The following is a 16050-nucleotide window of genomic DNA, read 5'->3' as shown; positions in this document are numbered from 1 at the left end:
AAAAAATTACTGTTCTTTAAATAATATCATTATAAATAAAATGGCTAAAAAAGATGAGTTTTTAGCCATTTTATTGATTTGTTACCCATTGATATTACAAAGTTTGACTAATAGGATGTTGCTGGCTTATTGATCGGTTCAATTGGTGGCACAACATCAGCATTTTGAGCACGATGACGCAAATAATGATCTAAAATCACCATTGCAAGCATCGCCTCAGCAATTGGTGTGGCACGCACACCCACACAAGGATCATGGCGACCTTTGGTAATCACATCAACCGCTTCACCAGCCAAATTGATTGTTTTACCAGGTGTGGTGATACTGGCGGTCGGCTTTAGAGCGATGGCAACACGAATGCGTTGACCGCTTGAGATACCGCCCAAAATGCCGCCAGCATGATTGCCAGTAAATCCATCAGGCGTTAGCTCATCTCGGCTTTCATGCCCAAATTGAGCTGCCACATCAAAACCATCGCCAATTTCTACCGCCTTAACGGCATTGATTGACATCATGGCATGAGCAATATCGGCATCCAGACGATCAAAAACAGGCTCACCAAGCCCGACAGGGACATTTTCGGCAAATATCTCAAGCTTAGCACCGCAACTGGTGCCTTGTTCACGCAGCGATGTCACCAGTGCTTCAAATCTGGGAATGGCATCTTTATCACCACAAAAAAACGGATTGGTATTCACCAAGTCCCAATCAAGTGCATGGGCTTTTTGTGTACCAATTTGGGTAACATGCCCTCGTATCACGATGCCCAAACGCTCTTTGAGGTACTTTTTGGCAATTGCACCTGCTGCCACACGCATGGCTGTTTCACGAGCTGATGAACGACCGCCACCACGATAATCTCGAAAACCATATTTCATGGTATAAGTATAATCGGCGTGATTTGGGCGAAATGTATTGGCAATATTGCCATAATCTTTGGATTTTTGATCGGTATTATAAATCAAAAGCCCAATCGGTGTGCCTGTTGTATGTCCCTCAAAGACACCAGAGATAATCTCAACCTTATCTTCTTCTTTACGCTGGGTGGCAAATTTGGATGTGCCAGGCTTTCGGCGATCGAGCTCACATTGTAAATCTTTAGCATCAAGCTTAAGCCCTGGTGGCACGCCGTCCACAATCGCCATCAAACCTGTGCCATGCGACTCTCCACAGGTTGTTACAGTAAATAGTTGCCCAATGGTATTACCTGCCATGATACTGCCTTTATCGGATTAATATAAATGCGTTATTTTAGCATATTTTGGGTAATTAAAAAGCAAGATATTGATACCTTGCCTTTTAGATATCATGATGATTAATAAACAATGATTTATAAAAATTTACCGCAACATGCCTTGAATTTTTCGCCAGAACCGCATAAACATGGCTGCTTGCCACTCAAAGTGATTGGCAATGTCGGATCAAGAAAATACCACCGATTTTGTCCATTTTCATTGATTTTAACAAATGCCGAACGCTCATTATGACACCCTTGAACGCCCAACTCTTCAAAATACGCACAAAAATGCACTTGGGCATGACGCTTACCAATTTTAGGCGTAGTAGATATTATCTTAAGATAAGTCCACCAAGTTTGCTCTGCCCATGCCTTTAGTGCAGCGACATCCAAAAGCGGTTGCAAAGCTGGTAGAGTGGTTTGTACGATGTAATCAATATTTTGAATGACAAACGCACTGTAGCGAGATCGCATCAAACATTCGGCAGTGGGTGCAAACTCATCACCGCCATGATATCGATGGCAGCAGTGAGTATAGCATTTTAGTGAGCCACACGGGCAGTTATCATCTACTTTCACAAGGTGATTTTCTCAAGTAAGGTTTTTTGGGCATCGTGTGTGCCACCTGATACTAAAAGCGGTTGCCACTTCCCATCACCCAACAGCTCCCAAGCCTGTACATCATCTTTTAGATAATTCATCAAGCCATCTTCATAGATTTTCTTAAATATCTTTTTATCAAGTATAGGAAATGCCACTTCAACACGATGCAATAAATTTCGATCCATTAAGTCCGCTGAGCTACAGTACAGACGCTCTTCCCCACCATTGGCAAAATAATATACTCGGGTATGTTCAAGAAAACGCCCGACAATTGAGCGAACACGGATATTCTCAGACAGGCCGACCACTTGCGGACGAAGGCAGCAAATAGAACGCACGATCAAATCAATTTGAACGCCTGCGATACTTGCTTCATATAATTTATTAATGATTTTGCATTCGGTGAGTGCATTAAATTTCATGATGATACGCCCTTTTTTGCCAGCTTTGACATGGGCAATCTCATGATCAATCAAACGCATCAAGGTATCATGGAGCGTAAATGGTGCATGTAAAATTTGTTTTGATGGCAGTGGTCTACCCATACCTGTCAGCTGCTGGAACACGCCTGCCACATCTTCGGTAACCTCAGCATTAGCGGTAAACAGCCCATAATCTGTATACGCCTTGGCATTGCCTGCATGATAGTTACCCGTACCCAAATGCACATAGCGGCGAATTTTGCCATTTTCACGGCGTACAATCAGCATCATCTTGGCATGTGTCTTGTAGCCTACGATACCATAAACAACCACAGCACCCGCTTCTTGGAGCATATTGGCGACAGCGATATTTGACGCTTCATCAAACCGAGCACGCAGCTCAATGACCGCAGTCACCTCTTTACCACTTCGAGCGGCGGCGGCAAGTGCTTGTACAATCTCAGAGTTTACCCCTGAGCGATAAATGGTCTGCTTAATGGCAAGAACATTGGGATCGCTTGCTGCTTGCCACAGTAAGTTAATCACTGGATTGAAGGTATGAAATGGATGATGAACAAGCACATCTTGGCGTGATATTGCCAAAAACATAGAGCCTGCACTACTCATATCTATATCACGAAATGCCTTTGGCATGGCGGGCGTAAAGGGCTTAAATTTTAATTCAGGTCTATCAAAGCTGGTCAAAAGCCGTGTTAAATTCACAGGACCATTGACACGATACAGCTGAGATTTATCAAGCTCAAATTCATCTAATAAAAAATCACAAATGTCTTGAGGGCAATTTGTGGTAACCTCTAATCGCACTTCATGACCAAAGCGGCGATTATCAAGCTCACCTTCTAACGCTTTGGCGATATCATCAACATCGTCAGCCAGTGCCAAATCTGCGTTGCGTGTCAGGCGAAACTGATAGCAACCCGTTACTTTCATGCCCAAAAATAACTCATTGACATGCTCATGAATGACCGCTGAGAGCATCACATGATGCTCCTTGCCGTCAGTAATCTCATCAGGCAAGCGAATAACACGAGGTAATGAACGAGGTGCTGGCACAATCGCACGATTGATATCTCGCCCAAAGGCATCTTTGCCTTCTAGGCTGATGATAAAGTTCAAAGATTTATTCACCAGTCTTGGAAATGGGTGCGCAGGGTCAATACTGATGGGTGTCAATACTGGCTTGACTTGGCTGACAAAATAGTCTTTTAGCCATGCACGCTGCTTGGCATTCAACTCATCACGACGCAAATAGCGGATTTCATGTTCGGCAAGCTGCGGCAGGATTTCATCATTTAAAATCTGATACTGCTGCGTAACAGCACCATGAGCGATATCGCTGATGATTTGTAAGATTTCACTGGGCTTTCGACCATCTAAGCTACTCACCTGATCGCCTTGTTTCATTTTTTGCAATAAGCCTGCAACACGAATCTCAAAAAACTCATCTAAATTTGAGGAAAAAATGGTCAAAAAGAACATACGCTCCAGCAAAGGATGATTTGGGTTGGCAGCTTGTGCCAATACTCTAAGCTGAAATCTTAACGCTGATAAATCACGGTTAATATAGCATTTAGGCGTAAAAGCACCTTTTTCGTCAAATAAATGATCAATCTGCGTCATTGGGTTGGTATGATCAGCGTGATTGGCTTGATTGACATCATTCATAGTGTTAATCATGGCATATTCCCTAAAAGTTGCTAAAATTTGGCGGATAGATGTGTATAATGCCTGAAGGCGAAATTGATGATTCATGTTAAATTTTAATGATTAAAATTAAGTTATTATTTATCTTAACTAACTCATAACTGGCTGCCCTACTGCCATGTGAGTGCTTAAGCATCTTTATTAAAATACCAAAAATTAATGATAATTGCATGACACATGAAGCAAATATATAGCCAAACAGTCTCAAGGAATCTGCACACCATTCATCCGCCGCATGATAATCCTTTGCTTATTTTTAAGACGCTTGGCATTGGGTCTTTTACCATAATATTTAGGATTTGGTAACAAACTGATTAATAAAGCCGCCTGATCACGGCTTAAATTTACTGCCGAACGCCCAAAATAATGCCGTGACGCAGCTTCAATACCATAAATCCCTTCGCCAAATTCAGCAACATTGAGATATACCTCCAAAATACGCTGCTTTGACCATAAGGTTTCCATCATCACAACAATGATGGCTTCTTCTGCTTTTCTGACATAAGAGCGATGCGATGTCAAAAATAAGTTTTTTGCCAGCTGCTGACTGATGGTTGAGCCGCCTACCGATACCGCACCCTGACTCTCGTTACGGTGCATGGCTTTTTGCATACTGTCAAAATCAAATCCATAATGGGCAACAAATTTACCATCTTCGCTGGCAATGGCAGCTTGCTTGGCAGACTTGGCAATGTGATCATAATCTACCCAAATTTGGGTAACACGACCGCCTGATAACCTATGCCAAAGCATAAAAGCAGAATTTTGAACAGGCAAATTCCCCCACACCACCAACAGCCCCATCACCATCATATGAAAACTAAAAAATAGCATCAATAAAGGTGTCAGAATCCATTTAAAAAATGTGCGAAACACGCTAAAATACTCATCTGTTAATTAATACGCTTATCATACCTTATCAGCACTTGGTTGTATAGCCTTGCAAATTTATGTCAAATTATCTTAGCTCACAGACACTTAAGGCACTCGATCAGCTTTTGGATGATCGCCATGCTCTATCAAGATTACCCAAAGAAACTTATCAGCACATTTACGCACAAATTTTGGCGACCTTGGGTGTAACAAATACGGGTTGGTATTTGCTTGGTACAGAAGGCTGTCATTTATGCCACAACATCCAAGCGATCATTGAGCATGCTTTGGCAATGACTGCCGTGCCGATTGTTTTTCGTGTTTTGGATTTAGCAGATAGTCAAGATGAAGCATTGATTGACGCACTTGGCGTATACATTCCCATCTTACTTACCCAAGATCAAATGATGCTGTACCCATTTGGGCTGATGGATGTGATGAATTTACTTAAATCATCCGCTGTTAAACCATGGATTGTCTGATTTTTTAAGCCAAGCACATACGGGCTTTTATCCGCACCAAAGGCTTGGCAAGCTAAATCATGTGCCGACATGCAGGCAATCCAGGGGGTTTTCTAGGCTTCATTAAATACGCCATAAGGGCATGATGACATCATTTTGTGGGATTTAACTTGTTATAAAAATGTCATCATCATTGATCGCATCTTGGTTAGATTAAAATCTATACAAGACGAGAACTGGCAAGCTCGGTAAGTAGATATAGCCCCTCACGATAACGGTTGTTGGGTAGATTATTAAGGGCGTGTTGAGCGTTTTTAGTTTCTTCAAGCGCGCGTGCCTTACAATAATCAAGTGCACCTGAAGACTGAACAAGCTTGATAAGCATTTGCACATCATCTACTACTTTGCCCGTTTGCACCGCAATACGCAATTTATCATACATGGCTGGATTGCTATGTTCTAAAAACTCCAAAGTCTTGATAATGGGTAAAGTCGGTTTACCTTCCGCCAAATCATCGCCTAAGTTCTTGCCCATGATGGCAGCATCGCCACTAAAATCAAGCACATCATCAATCATTTGAAATGCATTACCAAAATGATACGCAAATGCACCCAAATCATCCAAAAACTCCTCACGCCCTTGTAGCAGTGCAGCGCCTTTTGTCGCCATCATAAATAATCTGGAGGTTTTGCCATCAATAATCTGCAAATAATCAGATTCTAAAGTTTTTGGGTTGTGTTGATGCTGTAGCTGTAATACCTCCCCTTCAGCAATATCACAAGTGCCATCACTAAATAGCTTTAATAAGGGCAAATGATTAAATCCTACCAACAAATTAAATGAACGAGCAATCAAATAATCCCCCACCAAAACCGCTGTCGGATTATCCCAAGTGGCGTTCGCAGTTGGCTTGCCTCGTCTTAAACCAGATGCATCAATCACATCATCATGCACCAAAGTTGCGGTATGAAGCATCTCTGTAATGGCTGCCAGTTGCATGGCTTGCTGGCTTTGTTCATCATGTAACATGCGTGCGGTCAGTAGCGTGATTAAAGGACGCATTCTTTTACCACCAGCGTCAATGACATGCTTAGACACACTCATCACCAACTGCACTTTGGAATTTAAACTGCCAAAAACTTGCTTATCCATAATAGCAAAATCTTCAGAAACAATGGCTTGGATATCGGCATAAGTCAGCTGAGCGTTATTCATGATTGATAAATCTGTCTTAAAATCAAAAACGCTATCATAGCATAAAATCAAAGCAACTTAAAACAGCGTTTGGCTTTTTTAATCACTTAATCTGAATTTTTTCCCTTCAATCGGTTGCTTTGGTTAAAACAAATTTTCATCATTATAAAGACAAATTTGGCGGATAAATGACTTTTTACGCTTGTAAATCAAACCAACTATAGGCATAATGTGGGTTCTGATTTGTGCTTATCTTGATAAGCTTATTGGCACATCTAAAATAAAACAGGGAGCAATTATGAGCCACCCAATGACGCACAATCCCATTACGCAACATAAAGAAATTGATGACGTGAATATCGAAAAATTCATTCCGCTAATTACCCCAAATTGCCTAAAAAGCGAGCTGCCACTGTCGGAGTTGGCTTATCATACCGTTCTAAATGGACGAAAAACCATTCAAAATATTTTAGATGGTATTGATAAGCGAATCTTGATTGTTGTTGGACCATGCTCTATCCATGATCCTGTGGCAGCACATGAATACGCTGACAAACTTAAAGTACTGTCAGAAGAGCTTAAAAATGAGCTTTTTATTGTGATGCGTGTTTACTTTGAAAAACCTCGTACCACAACAGGCTGGAAAGGCTTAATCAATGACCCTGATATGAATGACAGCTTTGATATCGAAAAAGGCCTACATATCGCAAGAAAGCTTTTGCTTGAATTAAACGAAAAGGGTCTGCCTTGCGCCACCGAAGCACTTGATCCCAATACGCCTCAATACATGCAAGATTTAATCAGCTGGTCTGCCATTGGTGCACGCACAACCGAAAGCCAAACACATCGTGAAATGAGTTCTGGCTTATCTTGCCCCGTTGGCTTTAAAAACGGTACCGATGGCAGTATGACTGTTGCCGTCAATGCCATGCAAGCAGTACAGTCAGGTCATAGCTTTTTGGGATTGTCTGGCGATGGTCAAGTATCTATCATCAAATCCAAAGGCAACCGCTACGCTCATGTTGTCCTACGGGGTGGTAATGATAAGCCAAACTACGATGAAACCGCTGTTGCTGCCGCTGAAAATGAGCTTGCTAAAGGTAAAACAAACGGTAAAATCATGATTGATGCCAGTCATGCCAACAGTGGCAAAGACCCCTATCTTCAGCCCATGGTTATCCAAAATGTTGCAAGCCAAATCCAAAATGGCAATTCATCTATTATGGGACTCATGATTGAAAGCCATCTGAAAGGTGGTCGCCAAAATATTCCTGTCAATTTAGATGATTTAGAATATGGTAAATCCGTTACTGATGGCTGTCTGGACTGGGAGGCAACCGTTGAAACCTTACGCACCTTCGCTAAAACAGTGAAAGCACATCTACAAAATCGCTGATGGTTTTTAAAATAGGTTGATTTTTGTTGGTTTTTATGCCATCTGTTTTTTAAGTTTGGATATATGATGGCACAAAACCAACAAGTGTTAACCCCCAAGCATCAAAGACAGCAATCACAGATAACAACATATATAAGAGCAATACTGTTATGAGTAATCCAAGTTTTAAAGATTTGTTATCAAAATCTCTACAAGAAGATTTAAAGCAAATGACCAAGGCTTCTACCAAACCTGAAATGGCAAGTGATAAACCTAACGAGACGGTCAATTTGCCCAGCTCAAAGGCAATTTTACATGAAGTGAAACGTTTTAATCATGATGCCATCAATGATGATACCGTGCTATTTATGCAGGCGATGAGTGGCGTCATACCGTTAAAAACCGATGCTGTCGTCAGCCATACCAAACCCACCCAAACCGATGAAAATATGTTGCGTCGCCGTGCGTCAGCTGAAGGCGATGAGCCAATTAAAGGCGTTTTGTCTGATATGCAAGCGTTATTAAATCCTGTGGCAAGTGAGGCTTTTTTATCTTACAAAAATCCCACCTTACAAAATAAAGTCTTTGAGCAGTTAAAACAAGGCAAACTACGGTGGTATGATGCGGTAGATTTACACGGCTCAAGCATTGATGACGCACGCAAGGCTGTCTTATTACTCATCAGCCAAGCCATCAATCATGGTGAAACTGTGGTCAAAATTGTACACGGCAAAGGTAAAGATGCCATTCTTAAAACCTGCGTTAATGGCTGGTTACGCCAAATGCCAGAGGTCATGGCGTTTGTTTCTGCACCTGCTAAAGACGGGGGCAATGGTTCAGTATTGGTATTACTCAAAAAAGTCGTCCAGTCGTGATGGTTGTATATGCGATTGTGATCACTTAACAATAAAATAGTGTTATCACAAAATATATGTTTATTATTTTACCCCGAATTACTTAACATCAATCGCATCTTTAAAAGGTCAATTTTTTGACCTATTTTTATGACTTTTATGGCAAGTATTTGAATCTGGCATGACAATACAGCCAATCTTTTAATAAATTTACTGATTAGTATTGAGAAAATTATGACAAATACATCGTCACTTACGATCGGCATCGTGGCAGGTGAAGTCTCAGGAGATGCACTTGGCGGTGATTTTATGCAGAAAATGAACGCCCTACACCCAAATATTCGATGGGTCGGCGTCGGTGGGCGGTCAATGGCAGCACAGGGGCTAAGCTCAGTGATTGATATGGGGCGCTTATCGGTGATGGGTTTGGCAGAGGTGATGATGCATTTACCTGATTTGTTAAAAGCCAAAAAGCAAATCATCACAGCGTTTAAAACGCATCAGATTGATCTGTTTATTGGTATTGATGCACCCGATTTTAACCTTCGAATCGGTAAAATATTAAAGCCCCAAGGTGTTTTTTGTGTCCAATATGTCAGCCCCTCGATTTGGGCATGGCGAGAAGGTCGCATTCATCACATCAAAGCAGCGACAGACTTGGTATTGTGCTTGTTTCCGTTTGAACTGGGTGTTTATCAAAAATATGCCCATCCTGCTGTTTGCGTTGGACATCCACTTTTAAATAAACTTCACGCCCATCAGGATAGCCCAAAGGTGCGTTTGGAAAATTTTATTCACCAATATCATAATCACCATCATAGTGTAACATCACTCACAAAAGCAAGTCATATTATTTGTCTGATGGCAGGTTCACGCACCTCTGAAATCCGAGCCATGTTACCGCTATTATTAACAAGTGCACAAAACATTCATCAGCAAATACCAACCGTGCAGTTTGTGCTGCCAGTCGTGAGTGCTGAGCATGCACGATTAGTGCATGAAATTTTGCACACTCATCATGCCAATTTGGTCAACTGTGTCCATATTTTGGATGATCACAATCGGTCTCAAAAACAAAACCAACCTGCGATCAGTCATGCGTGTATGACCATCAGTGATGTGGTACTTTTGGCATCAGGTACAGCAACGCTAGAATGCTTACTACTTGAGCGTCCTATGGTTGTCGTCTATCAAGTCAATCCGCTTACTTTTATGATTGCCAAGCGTTTGGTTAAAATTCCTTATGTGTCATTGCCCAATATCTTGGCCAAGCAGTATCTTGGTCATCCAATCGTACCTGAACTACTACAATCTGACGCCACCGCCGAAAAAGTCAGCACCAAAGCATTAGGGATTATTCACCACCCAAACAAACAAACCAAACAGCTTAGCAATATTTCAGCGTGGCTACGCAGCCAAAGTCACCAAAACTCCGCCAAAGCCGTGCTGGATCATTATTTTATGAGTACTAAAAAATCATATGACACACACCATATCACCAAAGCTTATGAATGATTGTACCATCTTCACTAAACCCAATGCGGTTTTATCAAGTCATGCCCCAATCGTCGGTATCGATGAGGTTGGACGGGGCACTTTATTTGGCAATATGACTGTCGGTGCGGTTATCTTGCCCAATGAACTCAGCGGCCGCTTTGATGAGATAGATTTAACAAATACTAAAATTTCTTTATTAAATGACAGTAAAAAGCTGAGCGAAAAACGGCGAGAACAACTGTTTGACATCATCACAGATTTGGCACTTGATTATGCGATTGTTGATGTACCAAGCACTATTATTGATCAGATTAATATTTATCAAGCAACGATGCTTGGGATGAAAATTGCCATTGAGACAATTATTATTAAGAATAATTTAAATGAAAAAAACACAACTATTTTGATAGATGGCAATCAGCTACCTTCAATGGATGGCAGTTTGGGCGAACACTTTCATCAGATTTATGCCATGATCAAAGGAGATGCTACTCATAGCAGTATTGCTTGTGCCAGCATATTGGCTAAAGTGCATCGTGATCGTTTGATGATTCAGCATGCCAAATCTTATCCTGAATATCTGCTTGATAAACATAAAGGCTATCTGACCGCCAAGCATAAAGCTGCCATCTTAGAATATGGTATTTTACCTGAGCATCGGCGTAGCTTCTCACCGATTCGTGAATTATACAATCAAGGATTTATTAATTCTAACTATTGGCATTCATAGCAATAAAGATAATTAAGCACATAACAGCTCAGTGACTGCCAATTAATAAAGTGCATATTACCTGCTTTTATCGTTTTTTCTCGGCACGCTTAAACCGCTGAATGCGTTTTTTCTCACGCATCAACTTGGCTTTGTTTTTAACGACAGGATTTTTCTTGCCTTCATATGGGTTGGCATTTTGCTTAAATTCTACCTGTAGTGGTGTCCCTTCGAGTTTATAGACATTGCGAAAAACATTTTCAAGATAACGCTGATAGCTTTTTGGCAGACTGCTCGTTTGATTGCCATGAATGACGATGACAGGAGGATTATGCCCACCCAAATGTGCATATCTTAGCTTAATTCTACGACCACCCACCATTGGTGGTGGATGGCTGGCAACAGCATCTTCTAAAATTCGTGTCAGCTGATTGGTTGAAACCTTAAACATTGATGCTTCATAGGCTTTATGAATAGAAGGATAAAGTTTACCCACACCATTACCATATAAAGCAGAAATTAAATGAATTTTTACCCAAGGCACAAAATTAAAACGGCGGTCAATTTCAATTTTGACAAAGTCTTTTTGGTCTTGGCTTAAGCCATCCCATTTATTGATTGCCACGACAATGGCACGCCCTGCGTCTAGTGCATATCCAAGCATATGCAAATCTTGATCAACAATACCTTCTTTGGCATCAATGACCACCACCACAACATTGGCATCTTTAATGGCTTGTAGCGTCTTGACGACAGAAAATTTTTCCACTTTCTCATCAATGCGACCACGGCGACGCACGCCCGCTGTATCGATGAGGACATAGCTACGCCCTTCTCGCTCAAAAGGAATATAAATACTGTCACGCGTTGTGCCTGGCATATCAAAGACCACCACACGATCTTCGCCCAGCAAGCGATTGACTAGGGTTGATTTGCCGACATTGGGGCGACCAATGATGGCAAGCTTTAAGGTTTTGCTATCAAGCTCATCTTTGGGCATATCTTCAGGCATATCCGCCGTCAAAGACTCAAGCAAATTGGTAACGCCTCTACCATGACTGGCTGCGGTAGCATACGGTTCACCAAAACCTAAAGCAAAAAACTCTGCATATGCCGCTTCATGAACGCCATCCATCTTGTTTGCTACCAAAAATACAGGCTTACCCAAGGTGTGTAAAAAATGTGCAATCTCACTATCTGCACCAATCAATCCTGCACGAGCATCTACGACAAAAACAACAATATCCGCTTCATGAATCGCCGTATATGACTGAGTCGCCATATAATCATCAATATTGCCCGAACCATCATCCATCTCACCGATACCGCCAGTGTCAACGACAATGAATGACTTGTTTTCAAAATGTGCATCACCATACTGACGATCACGGGTTAGACCCGCCAAATCCGCCACCAATGCTTGACGACTCTTTGTTAACTGATTAAATAAAGTCGATTTACCGACATTAGGGCGACCAATCAAGGCGACCACAGGTTTTATACTCATGTTTTACTCTTAATATCGTTAAAATTGAATCTGTCGCAATGAGGATTTGGATGATCAGGCATCAATCATCATTCAACCAAAACAGCAAAACCTTTGCCACCGATATCATGACAAAGGATGCTGATTTTATTGATTATTTAAAATTGCCAAACAGTCACAACGCCATCTGCTGATTGGGCATATAAGCGATTATTGATCACAGTTAAGTTGGTCAAAGCACCTTTGGTATTGACTCGGCTGATAATTTGACCTTGATGATTTAAAATATGTACCACACCATCTGCATCCCCAACAGCAATATAAGTGCCGATGGTTACAGGATTGGTCAATCCACGATATTTTAGATCATGATTTTCCCAAAGCTTCTCGCCAGTCATTCGGTTAAAGGCAACCACATCACCATCAGTGCTACTACCGATGACAGCATCAGCCAAAGTGGTCAGCTTTTTGGTGCTAGATAGCTCGCTGACAAACATGGTACGCCCTGTTGTCATATCAAACCCAGCTAATTGTCCGCTGTAGCTGGCAGCGTATAGATAATGATCTACGACGGTCGGTGTCCCATCAATATCACGCAGCTGATCAATTTCTCCAGAACCCATCGCCAGTCCCACACGGCGAGTCCACACTGGTGCACCTGTCATGGTATCTAGTGCATGAATACGCCCATCAGCACCACCAATCAATACCGTGCGAGCATCCAGTGCCAAAGGCTTTGCCATACCACGCACACTGGTATTTGGTACCTGAGTGGCATACTGCCAAACTGTCGCACCACTATTAATATCCAATCCAAAAATCGTGCCACTGTTAGTGATGACAATCACTTTATCACCACTAATCAATGCTGGTGCCAAACTAGAAGAAGCCAATTCTACCACCCAGCGTGCTGCACCTGTGCGAGCATCTAATGCAATTAATTTCCCTGAACGCGTACCAATGACCGCCACACTGCCTTGATCATCAATACCGACACCGCCAGTGATCACATCTTCAGCATTATATTGCCAAGCAATCGATTCACCCATGTAACCACTGACGATACCACTGCGACTTGCTGCAATCATACCATCTGCCAACGGTGCAATTTGTAAATCAATAACATCCTTTCTTAGGTTGGTATTACGACGACTAAAGCCAGATCGACCTTGATCCAAGCGGATACTTGATACCTGTGTTAATACAGCGACTGGCGTCTGAATATTAACCAATTTGGCAGGCTTGCGTTCGGTTGGCTTGATGGCTTTGGTGCCACAACCTGCCATAGTTACCGCCAAAGCTGCAACCAATGCGGTATTGATAAAGCGCTGATACATAAAAATATCCTTACTTTGCTATTTTTAATTAAGTTTATTTGACCATGATTAACGAATCTTTTGTAAGCACTAATTGCCAGTGTGTGGGTTTTGTGTGTCTGCCACTGCCGAATCATGCTCAATCATCTCAAATATCTCGCCACCTTCAATGACTGGCTGAGTATTTGGTATCGATACCACTGATGGCGTAGGTTCGATTGGTTCAACATTCACCCCAAGTGACTGTAATTTTAAAGCCAATACCGCACGGTTTTCTTGACGCTCACGGAGCACCTCCCATGCATTAGTATAAGCAGATTTGGCATTGTCAATTTCATTTTTGGCATGATAAATATCACCCAAAAGCTCTTGGCGTGATGCTTCAAAAGCTGTCGGCATGGCTTCATTGGCAATCGATAACGCACCGTTTGTATCACCATTTGCCAACATGGCTCGTGCATGGCGTATTTTGGCTATTGCTGTCAAACCGTCGTCATCAAGATTGATTGAAGTGGCTTGGCTGAGCGTTGCGACCGCACCGTCAAGATCGTTATTATTGGTCTGGTGGCGTGCCTTGATCATCAATGCTTGCCAAGCGTAAACAGTGTTACCATGTGCTGCAACAAGTGCATCAATATCACCAAATAACTGCTTTTCTTCTTCCGCCAATGCCTGCTTAGCCACTTCATCTAATTGTGGATTTAAATACGCTTGCACCAGTCGCTCATCACGCACCGAAATTGAAGTATAAGTATCTGCAGCGACCGTATCTATCTTGGCATAATTTTTTTGATAATACTGCCAACCAAAAAAGACAGCCAATACCAAAAGTACGGCATAAATAATCTTTTCGCCATGCAGTTTTAAGGCATTTAAAGATTTTTGATCAGTAAAATTATTATCATTCTTCGGAGTGTCAATCATAATCAAACTCTAATTGAAAATTGCATGCATTATATCACACACAACCATTTTCATGCGGTTTTTATCCATATAGATTTTATCGCATAAGTCATGCATATTTTATCGTATAAATTGATAATCAATGGGTGCACGGCGTTGTTCACCAGTTGCCATTGTCTTAATGGTGATTTGGTTGGCATTTACCTCATCTTCTGCGATGATGACCGTATAAGCTGCACCTGATTTATCGGCTTTTTTCATTTGTGATTTTAAGCCTGTTGCACTTGCCATTTTGACGCGTAAATTATCCTGACGCAAGCGAAGTGATTCGGCGTACTTTAAGCCATCAATATAATAATCAGGGTGAGCAATCACAAAAACATCACACCAAGATGCGACCTGATAAGGATTAACGGCATCAATCAATAGCATTAAGCGTTCAAGACCCATAGCGAACCCAACCGCAGGCTCTGACTGCTCAGCGTTACCTTTGATAATACCCACCAAGCCATCATAACGACCGCCGCCACAGACGGTCGCTTGTGAACCTAATTTGTCAGTTACCCATTCAAAAACGGTTTTGTTATAATAATCCAAGCCACGCACCAATTTATCGTTTATCTCAAACGAAATACCCAATGCGGACAAATAGTTTTGTACTTTTTCAAAATGAGCCAACGATGCCTCACCCAAAAACTCACCAAGCTTAGGTGCATTTTTTAGGATTTGTTGAGTGTTTTCATCTTTGGAATCCAAAATACGCAGTGGATTGGTATTTAAACGGCGTTTTGAATCATCATCCAAAGCCTCTTGGTGTGTTGTCAAATATTCAACCAGTGCTGATTTGTATGCAACACGCTCATCGGTCTCGCCCAAAGTATTTAGCTGGAGTGTCACATGCTCACCGATACCCAGTTTTTGCCACATATGATAAGTCATAGCGATCAACTCAGCATCAGCATCAGGCAACTCAGCGCCAAAATACTCTACGCCCAATTGATGAAATTGGCGATAGCGACCTTTTTGGGGGCGTTCATAACGAAACATCGGGCCTAAGTACCATAATTTTGGTGTATCGCCACGAGTTAAGTTATGCTCAACAATTGCCCGTACACATCCTGCAGTACCTTCGGGGCGTAAAGTAAAAGAAGATCCTTCATCGCCCTTATTTCCGCCATGTACAACGCCAAACATTTCTTTTTCAACAATATCTGTCGCTTCACCGACACCTCGTGCAAATAGCTGAGTTTCTTCAACCAAAGGCAAACGGATTTGGCTATAGCCATAGCTATCCATCACCTCAATTAATGTTCGTTCCATTGCACGCCATGCTGGTGTTTGCTCGGGCAACACATCATTAAAGCCACGGATAGCGGTAATTTTATTCATAAATA

The 16050-nt window shown here is 41.8% G+C and carries 14 protein-coding genes; 5 read left to right on the top strand and 9 right to left on the bottom strand.

The window, feature by feature from the left end:
- Positions 1–107: 107 nt before the first annotated feature.
- From aroC to mtgA, 4 genes are all read right to left on the bottom strand, one after another.
- Entirely contained in the window at positions 108–1214 is a 1107-nt protein-coding gene (aroC, locus tag A4U55_RS06650) for a chorismate synthase (protein WP_003662565.1), read from the bottom strand.
- Between the two features lie 116 nt (positions 1215–1330).
- Positions 1331–1816 (bottom strand): YchJ family protein, encoded by a 486-nt coding sequence (locus A4U55_RS06645; protein WP_063454141.1) that lies wholly within the window; start codon positions 1814–1816, stop codon positions 1331–1333.
- Entirely contained in the window at positions 1813–3960 is a 2148-nt protein-coding gene (gene ppk1, locus A4U55_RS06640) for a polyphosphate kinase 1 (protein ID WP_049148703.1), read from the bottom strand. Before ppk1 ends, A4U55_RS06645 begins: the two co-directional genes overlap by 4 nt.
- 231 nt (positions 3961–4191) lie before the next feature.
- Positions 4192–4863 carry a monofunctional biosynthetic peptidoglycan transglycosylase gene (gene mtgA, locus A4U55_RS06635; RefSeq protein WP_080534141.1) on the bottom strand — a complete coding sequence of 224 codons (672 nt, stop codon included), beginning with the start codon at positions 4861–4863 and terminating at the stop codon, positions 4192–4194.
- Between the two features lie 74 nt (positions 4864–4937).
- Between mtgA and A4U55_RS06630 the strand changes: the two genes are divergently transcribed.
- Complete coding sequence (locus A4U55_RS06630; protein WP_063454140.1) at positions 4938–5342, top strand: thioredoxin domain-containing protein; 405 nt, start codon at positions 4938–4940, stop codon at positions 5340–5342.
- Positions 5343–5541: 199 nt separating this feature from the next.
- Here the strand turns inward: A4U55_RS06630 and A4U55_RS06625 are convergent, their stop codons facing one another.
- The gene (locus A4U55_RS06625; protein ID WP_003660152.1) at positions 5542–6588 is read right to left on the bottom strand and encodes a polyprenyl synthetase family protein; all 1047 of its coding nucleotides are present in this window, start codon (positions 6586–6588) and stop codon (positions 5542–5544) included.
- A 226-nt stretch (positions 6589–6814) separates the two neighbouring features.
- On the opposite strand from A4U55_RS06625, the gene A4U55_RS06620 reads away from it, so the two are divergent.
- From A4U55_RS06620 to A4U55_RS06605, 4 genes are all read left to right on the top strand, one after another.
- Positions 6815–7912: a 3-deoxy-7-phosphoheptulonate synthase gene (locus A4U55_RS06620; protein ID WP_003660154.1), complete on the top strand. Its 1098-nt coding sequence runs from the start codon at positions 6815–6817 to the stop codon at positions 7910–7912.
- 149 nt (positions 7913–8061) lie between these two features.
- Positions 8062–8766, top strand: coding sequence for a Smr/MutS family protein (locus A4U55_RS06615; RefSeq protein WP_003660155.1), 705 nt, complete (start codon positions 8062–8064; stop codon positions 8764–8766).
- A 213-nt stretch (positions 8767–8979) separates the two neighbouring features.
- Positions 8980–10260, top strand: a complete 1281-nt coding sequence (gene lpxB, locus A4U55_RS06610) for a lipid-A-disaccharide synthase (protein WP_003660157.1) — start codon at positions 8980–8982, stop codon at positions 10258–10260.
- Positions 10253–10972, top strand: a complete 720-nt coding sequence (locus A4U55_RS06605) for a ribonuclease HII (protein ID WP_038519343.1) — start codon at positions 10253–10255, stop codon at positions 10970–10972. The genes lpxB and A4U55_RS06605 overlap by 8 nt, the downstream gene beginning before the upstream one ends.
- Positions 10973–11039: 67 nt before the next feature.
- On the opposite strand, the gene der is transcribed toward A4U55_RS06605, so the two are convergent.
- The 4 genes from der to hisS all read right to left on the bottom strand — a co-directional run bounded on the left by der (position 11040) and on the right by hisS (position 16045).
- On the bottom strand, positions 11040–12458 hold the full coding sequence (gene der / locus A4U55_RS06600) for a ribosome biogenesis GTPase Der (protein WP_063454139.1): 1419 nt from the start codon (positions 12456–12458) through the stop codon (positions 11040–11042).
- Positions 12459–12595: 137 nt separating this feature from the next.
- Positions 12596–13774, bottom strand: coding sequence for an outer membrane protein assembly factor BamB (gene bamB, locus A4U55_RS06595; RefSeq protein WP_063454138.1), 1179 nt, complete (start codon positions 13772–13774; stop codon positions 12596–12598).
- Positions 13775–13843: 69 nt separating this feature from the next.
- Positions 13844–14677 carry a YfgM family protein gene (locus A4U55_RS06590; protein WP_003660166.1) on the bottom strand — a complete coding sequence of 278 codons (834 nt, stop codon included), beginning with the start codon at positions 14675–14677 and terminating at the stop codon, positions 13844–13846.
- Between the two features lie 99 nt (positions 14678–14776).
- Complete coding sequence (gene hisS / locus A4U55_RS06585; protein ID WP_003660167.1) at positions 14777–16045, bottom strand: histidine--tRNA ligase; 1269 nt, start codon at positions 16043–16045, stop codon at positions 14777–14779.
- Positions 16046–16050 lie beyond the last annotated feature (5 nt).

Origin of the sequence: Moraxella catarrhalis (assembly GCF_001632285.1) — a bacterium.
GTDB lineage: Bacteria > Pseudomonadota > Gammaproteobacteria > Pseudomonadales > Moraxellaceae > Moraxella > Moraxella catarrhalis.
The sequence above is the reverse complement of the archived record's forward strand: the minus strand, read 5'-3'. Positions and strand labels throughout refer to the sequence as shown.

What these genes read in the sequence shown, in the direction of transcription:
- aroC (WP_003662565.1), bottom strand. Translation starts at nt 1,214, where the DNA reads ATGGCAGGTAATACCATTGGGCAACTATTTACTGTAACAACCTGTGGA.
- ppk1 (WP_049148703.1), bottom strand. Translation starts at nt 3,960, where the DNA reads ATGATTAACACTATGAATGATGTCAATCAAGCCAATCACGCTGATCAT.
- A4U55_RS06630 (WP_063454140.1), top strand. Translation starts at nt 4,938, where the DNA reads ATGTCAAATTATCTTAGCTCACAGACACTTAAGGCACTCGATCAGCTT.
- A4U55_RS06620 (WP_003660154.1), top strand. Translation starts at nt 6,815, where the DNA reads ATGAGCCACCCAATGACGCACAATCCCATTACGCAACATAAAGAAATT.
- A4U55_RS06615 (WP_003660155.1), top strand. Translation starts at nt 8,062, where the DNA reads ATGAGTAATCCAAGTTTTAAAGATTTGTTATCAAAATCTCTACAAGAA.
- lpxB (WP_003660157.1), top strand. Translation starts at nt 8,980, where the DNA reads ATGACAAATACATCGTCACTTACGATCGGCATCGTGGCAGGTGAAGTC.
- A4U55_RS06605 (WP_038519343.1), top strand. Translation starts at nt 10,253, where the DNA reads ATGAATGATTGTACCATCTTCACTAAACCCAATGCGGTTTTATCAAGT.
- der (WP_063454139.1), bottom strand. Translation starts at nt 12,458, where the DNA reads ATGAGTATAAAACCTGTGGTCGCCTTGATTGGTCGCCCTAATGTCGGT.
- bamB (WP_063454138.1), bottom strand. Translation starts at nt 13,774, where the DNA reads ATGTATCAGCGCTTTATCAATACCGCATTGGTTGCAGCTTTGGCGGTA.
- A4U55_RS06590 (WP_003660166.1), bottom strand. Translation starts at nt 14,677, where the DNA reads ATGATTGACACTCCGAAGAATGATAATAATTTTACTGATCAAAAATCT.
- hisS (WP_003660167.1), bottom strand. Translation starts at nt 16,045, where the DNA reads ATGAATAAAATTACCGCTATCCGTGGCTTTAATGATGTGTTGCCCGAG.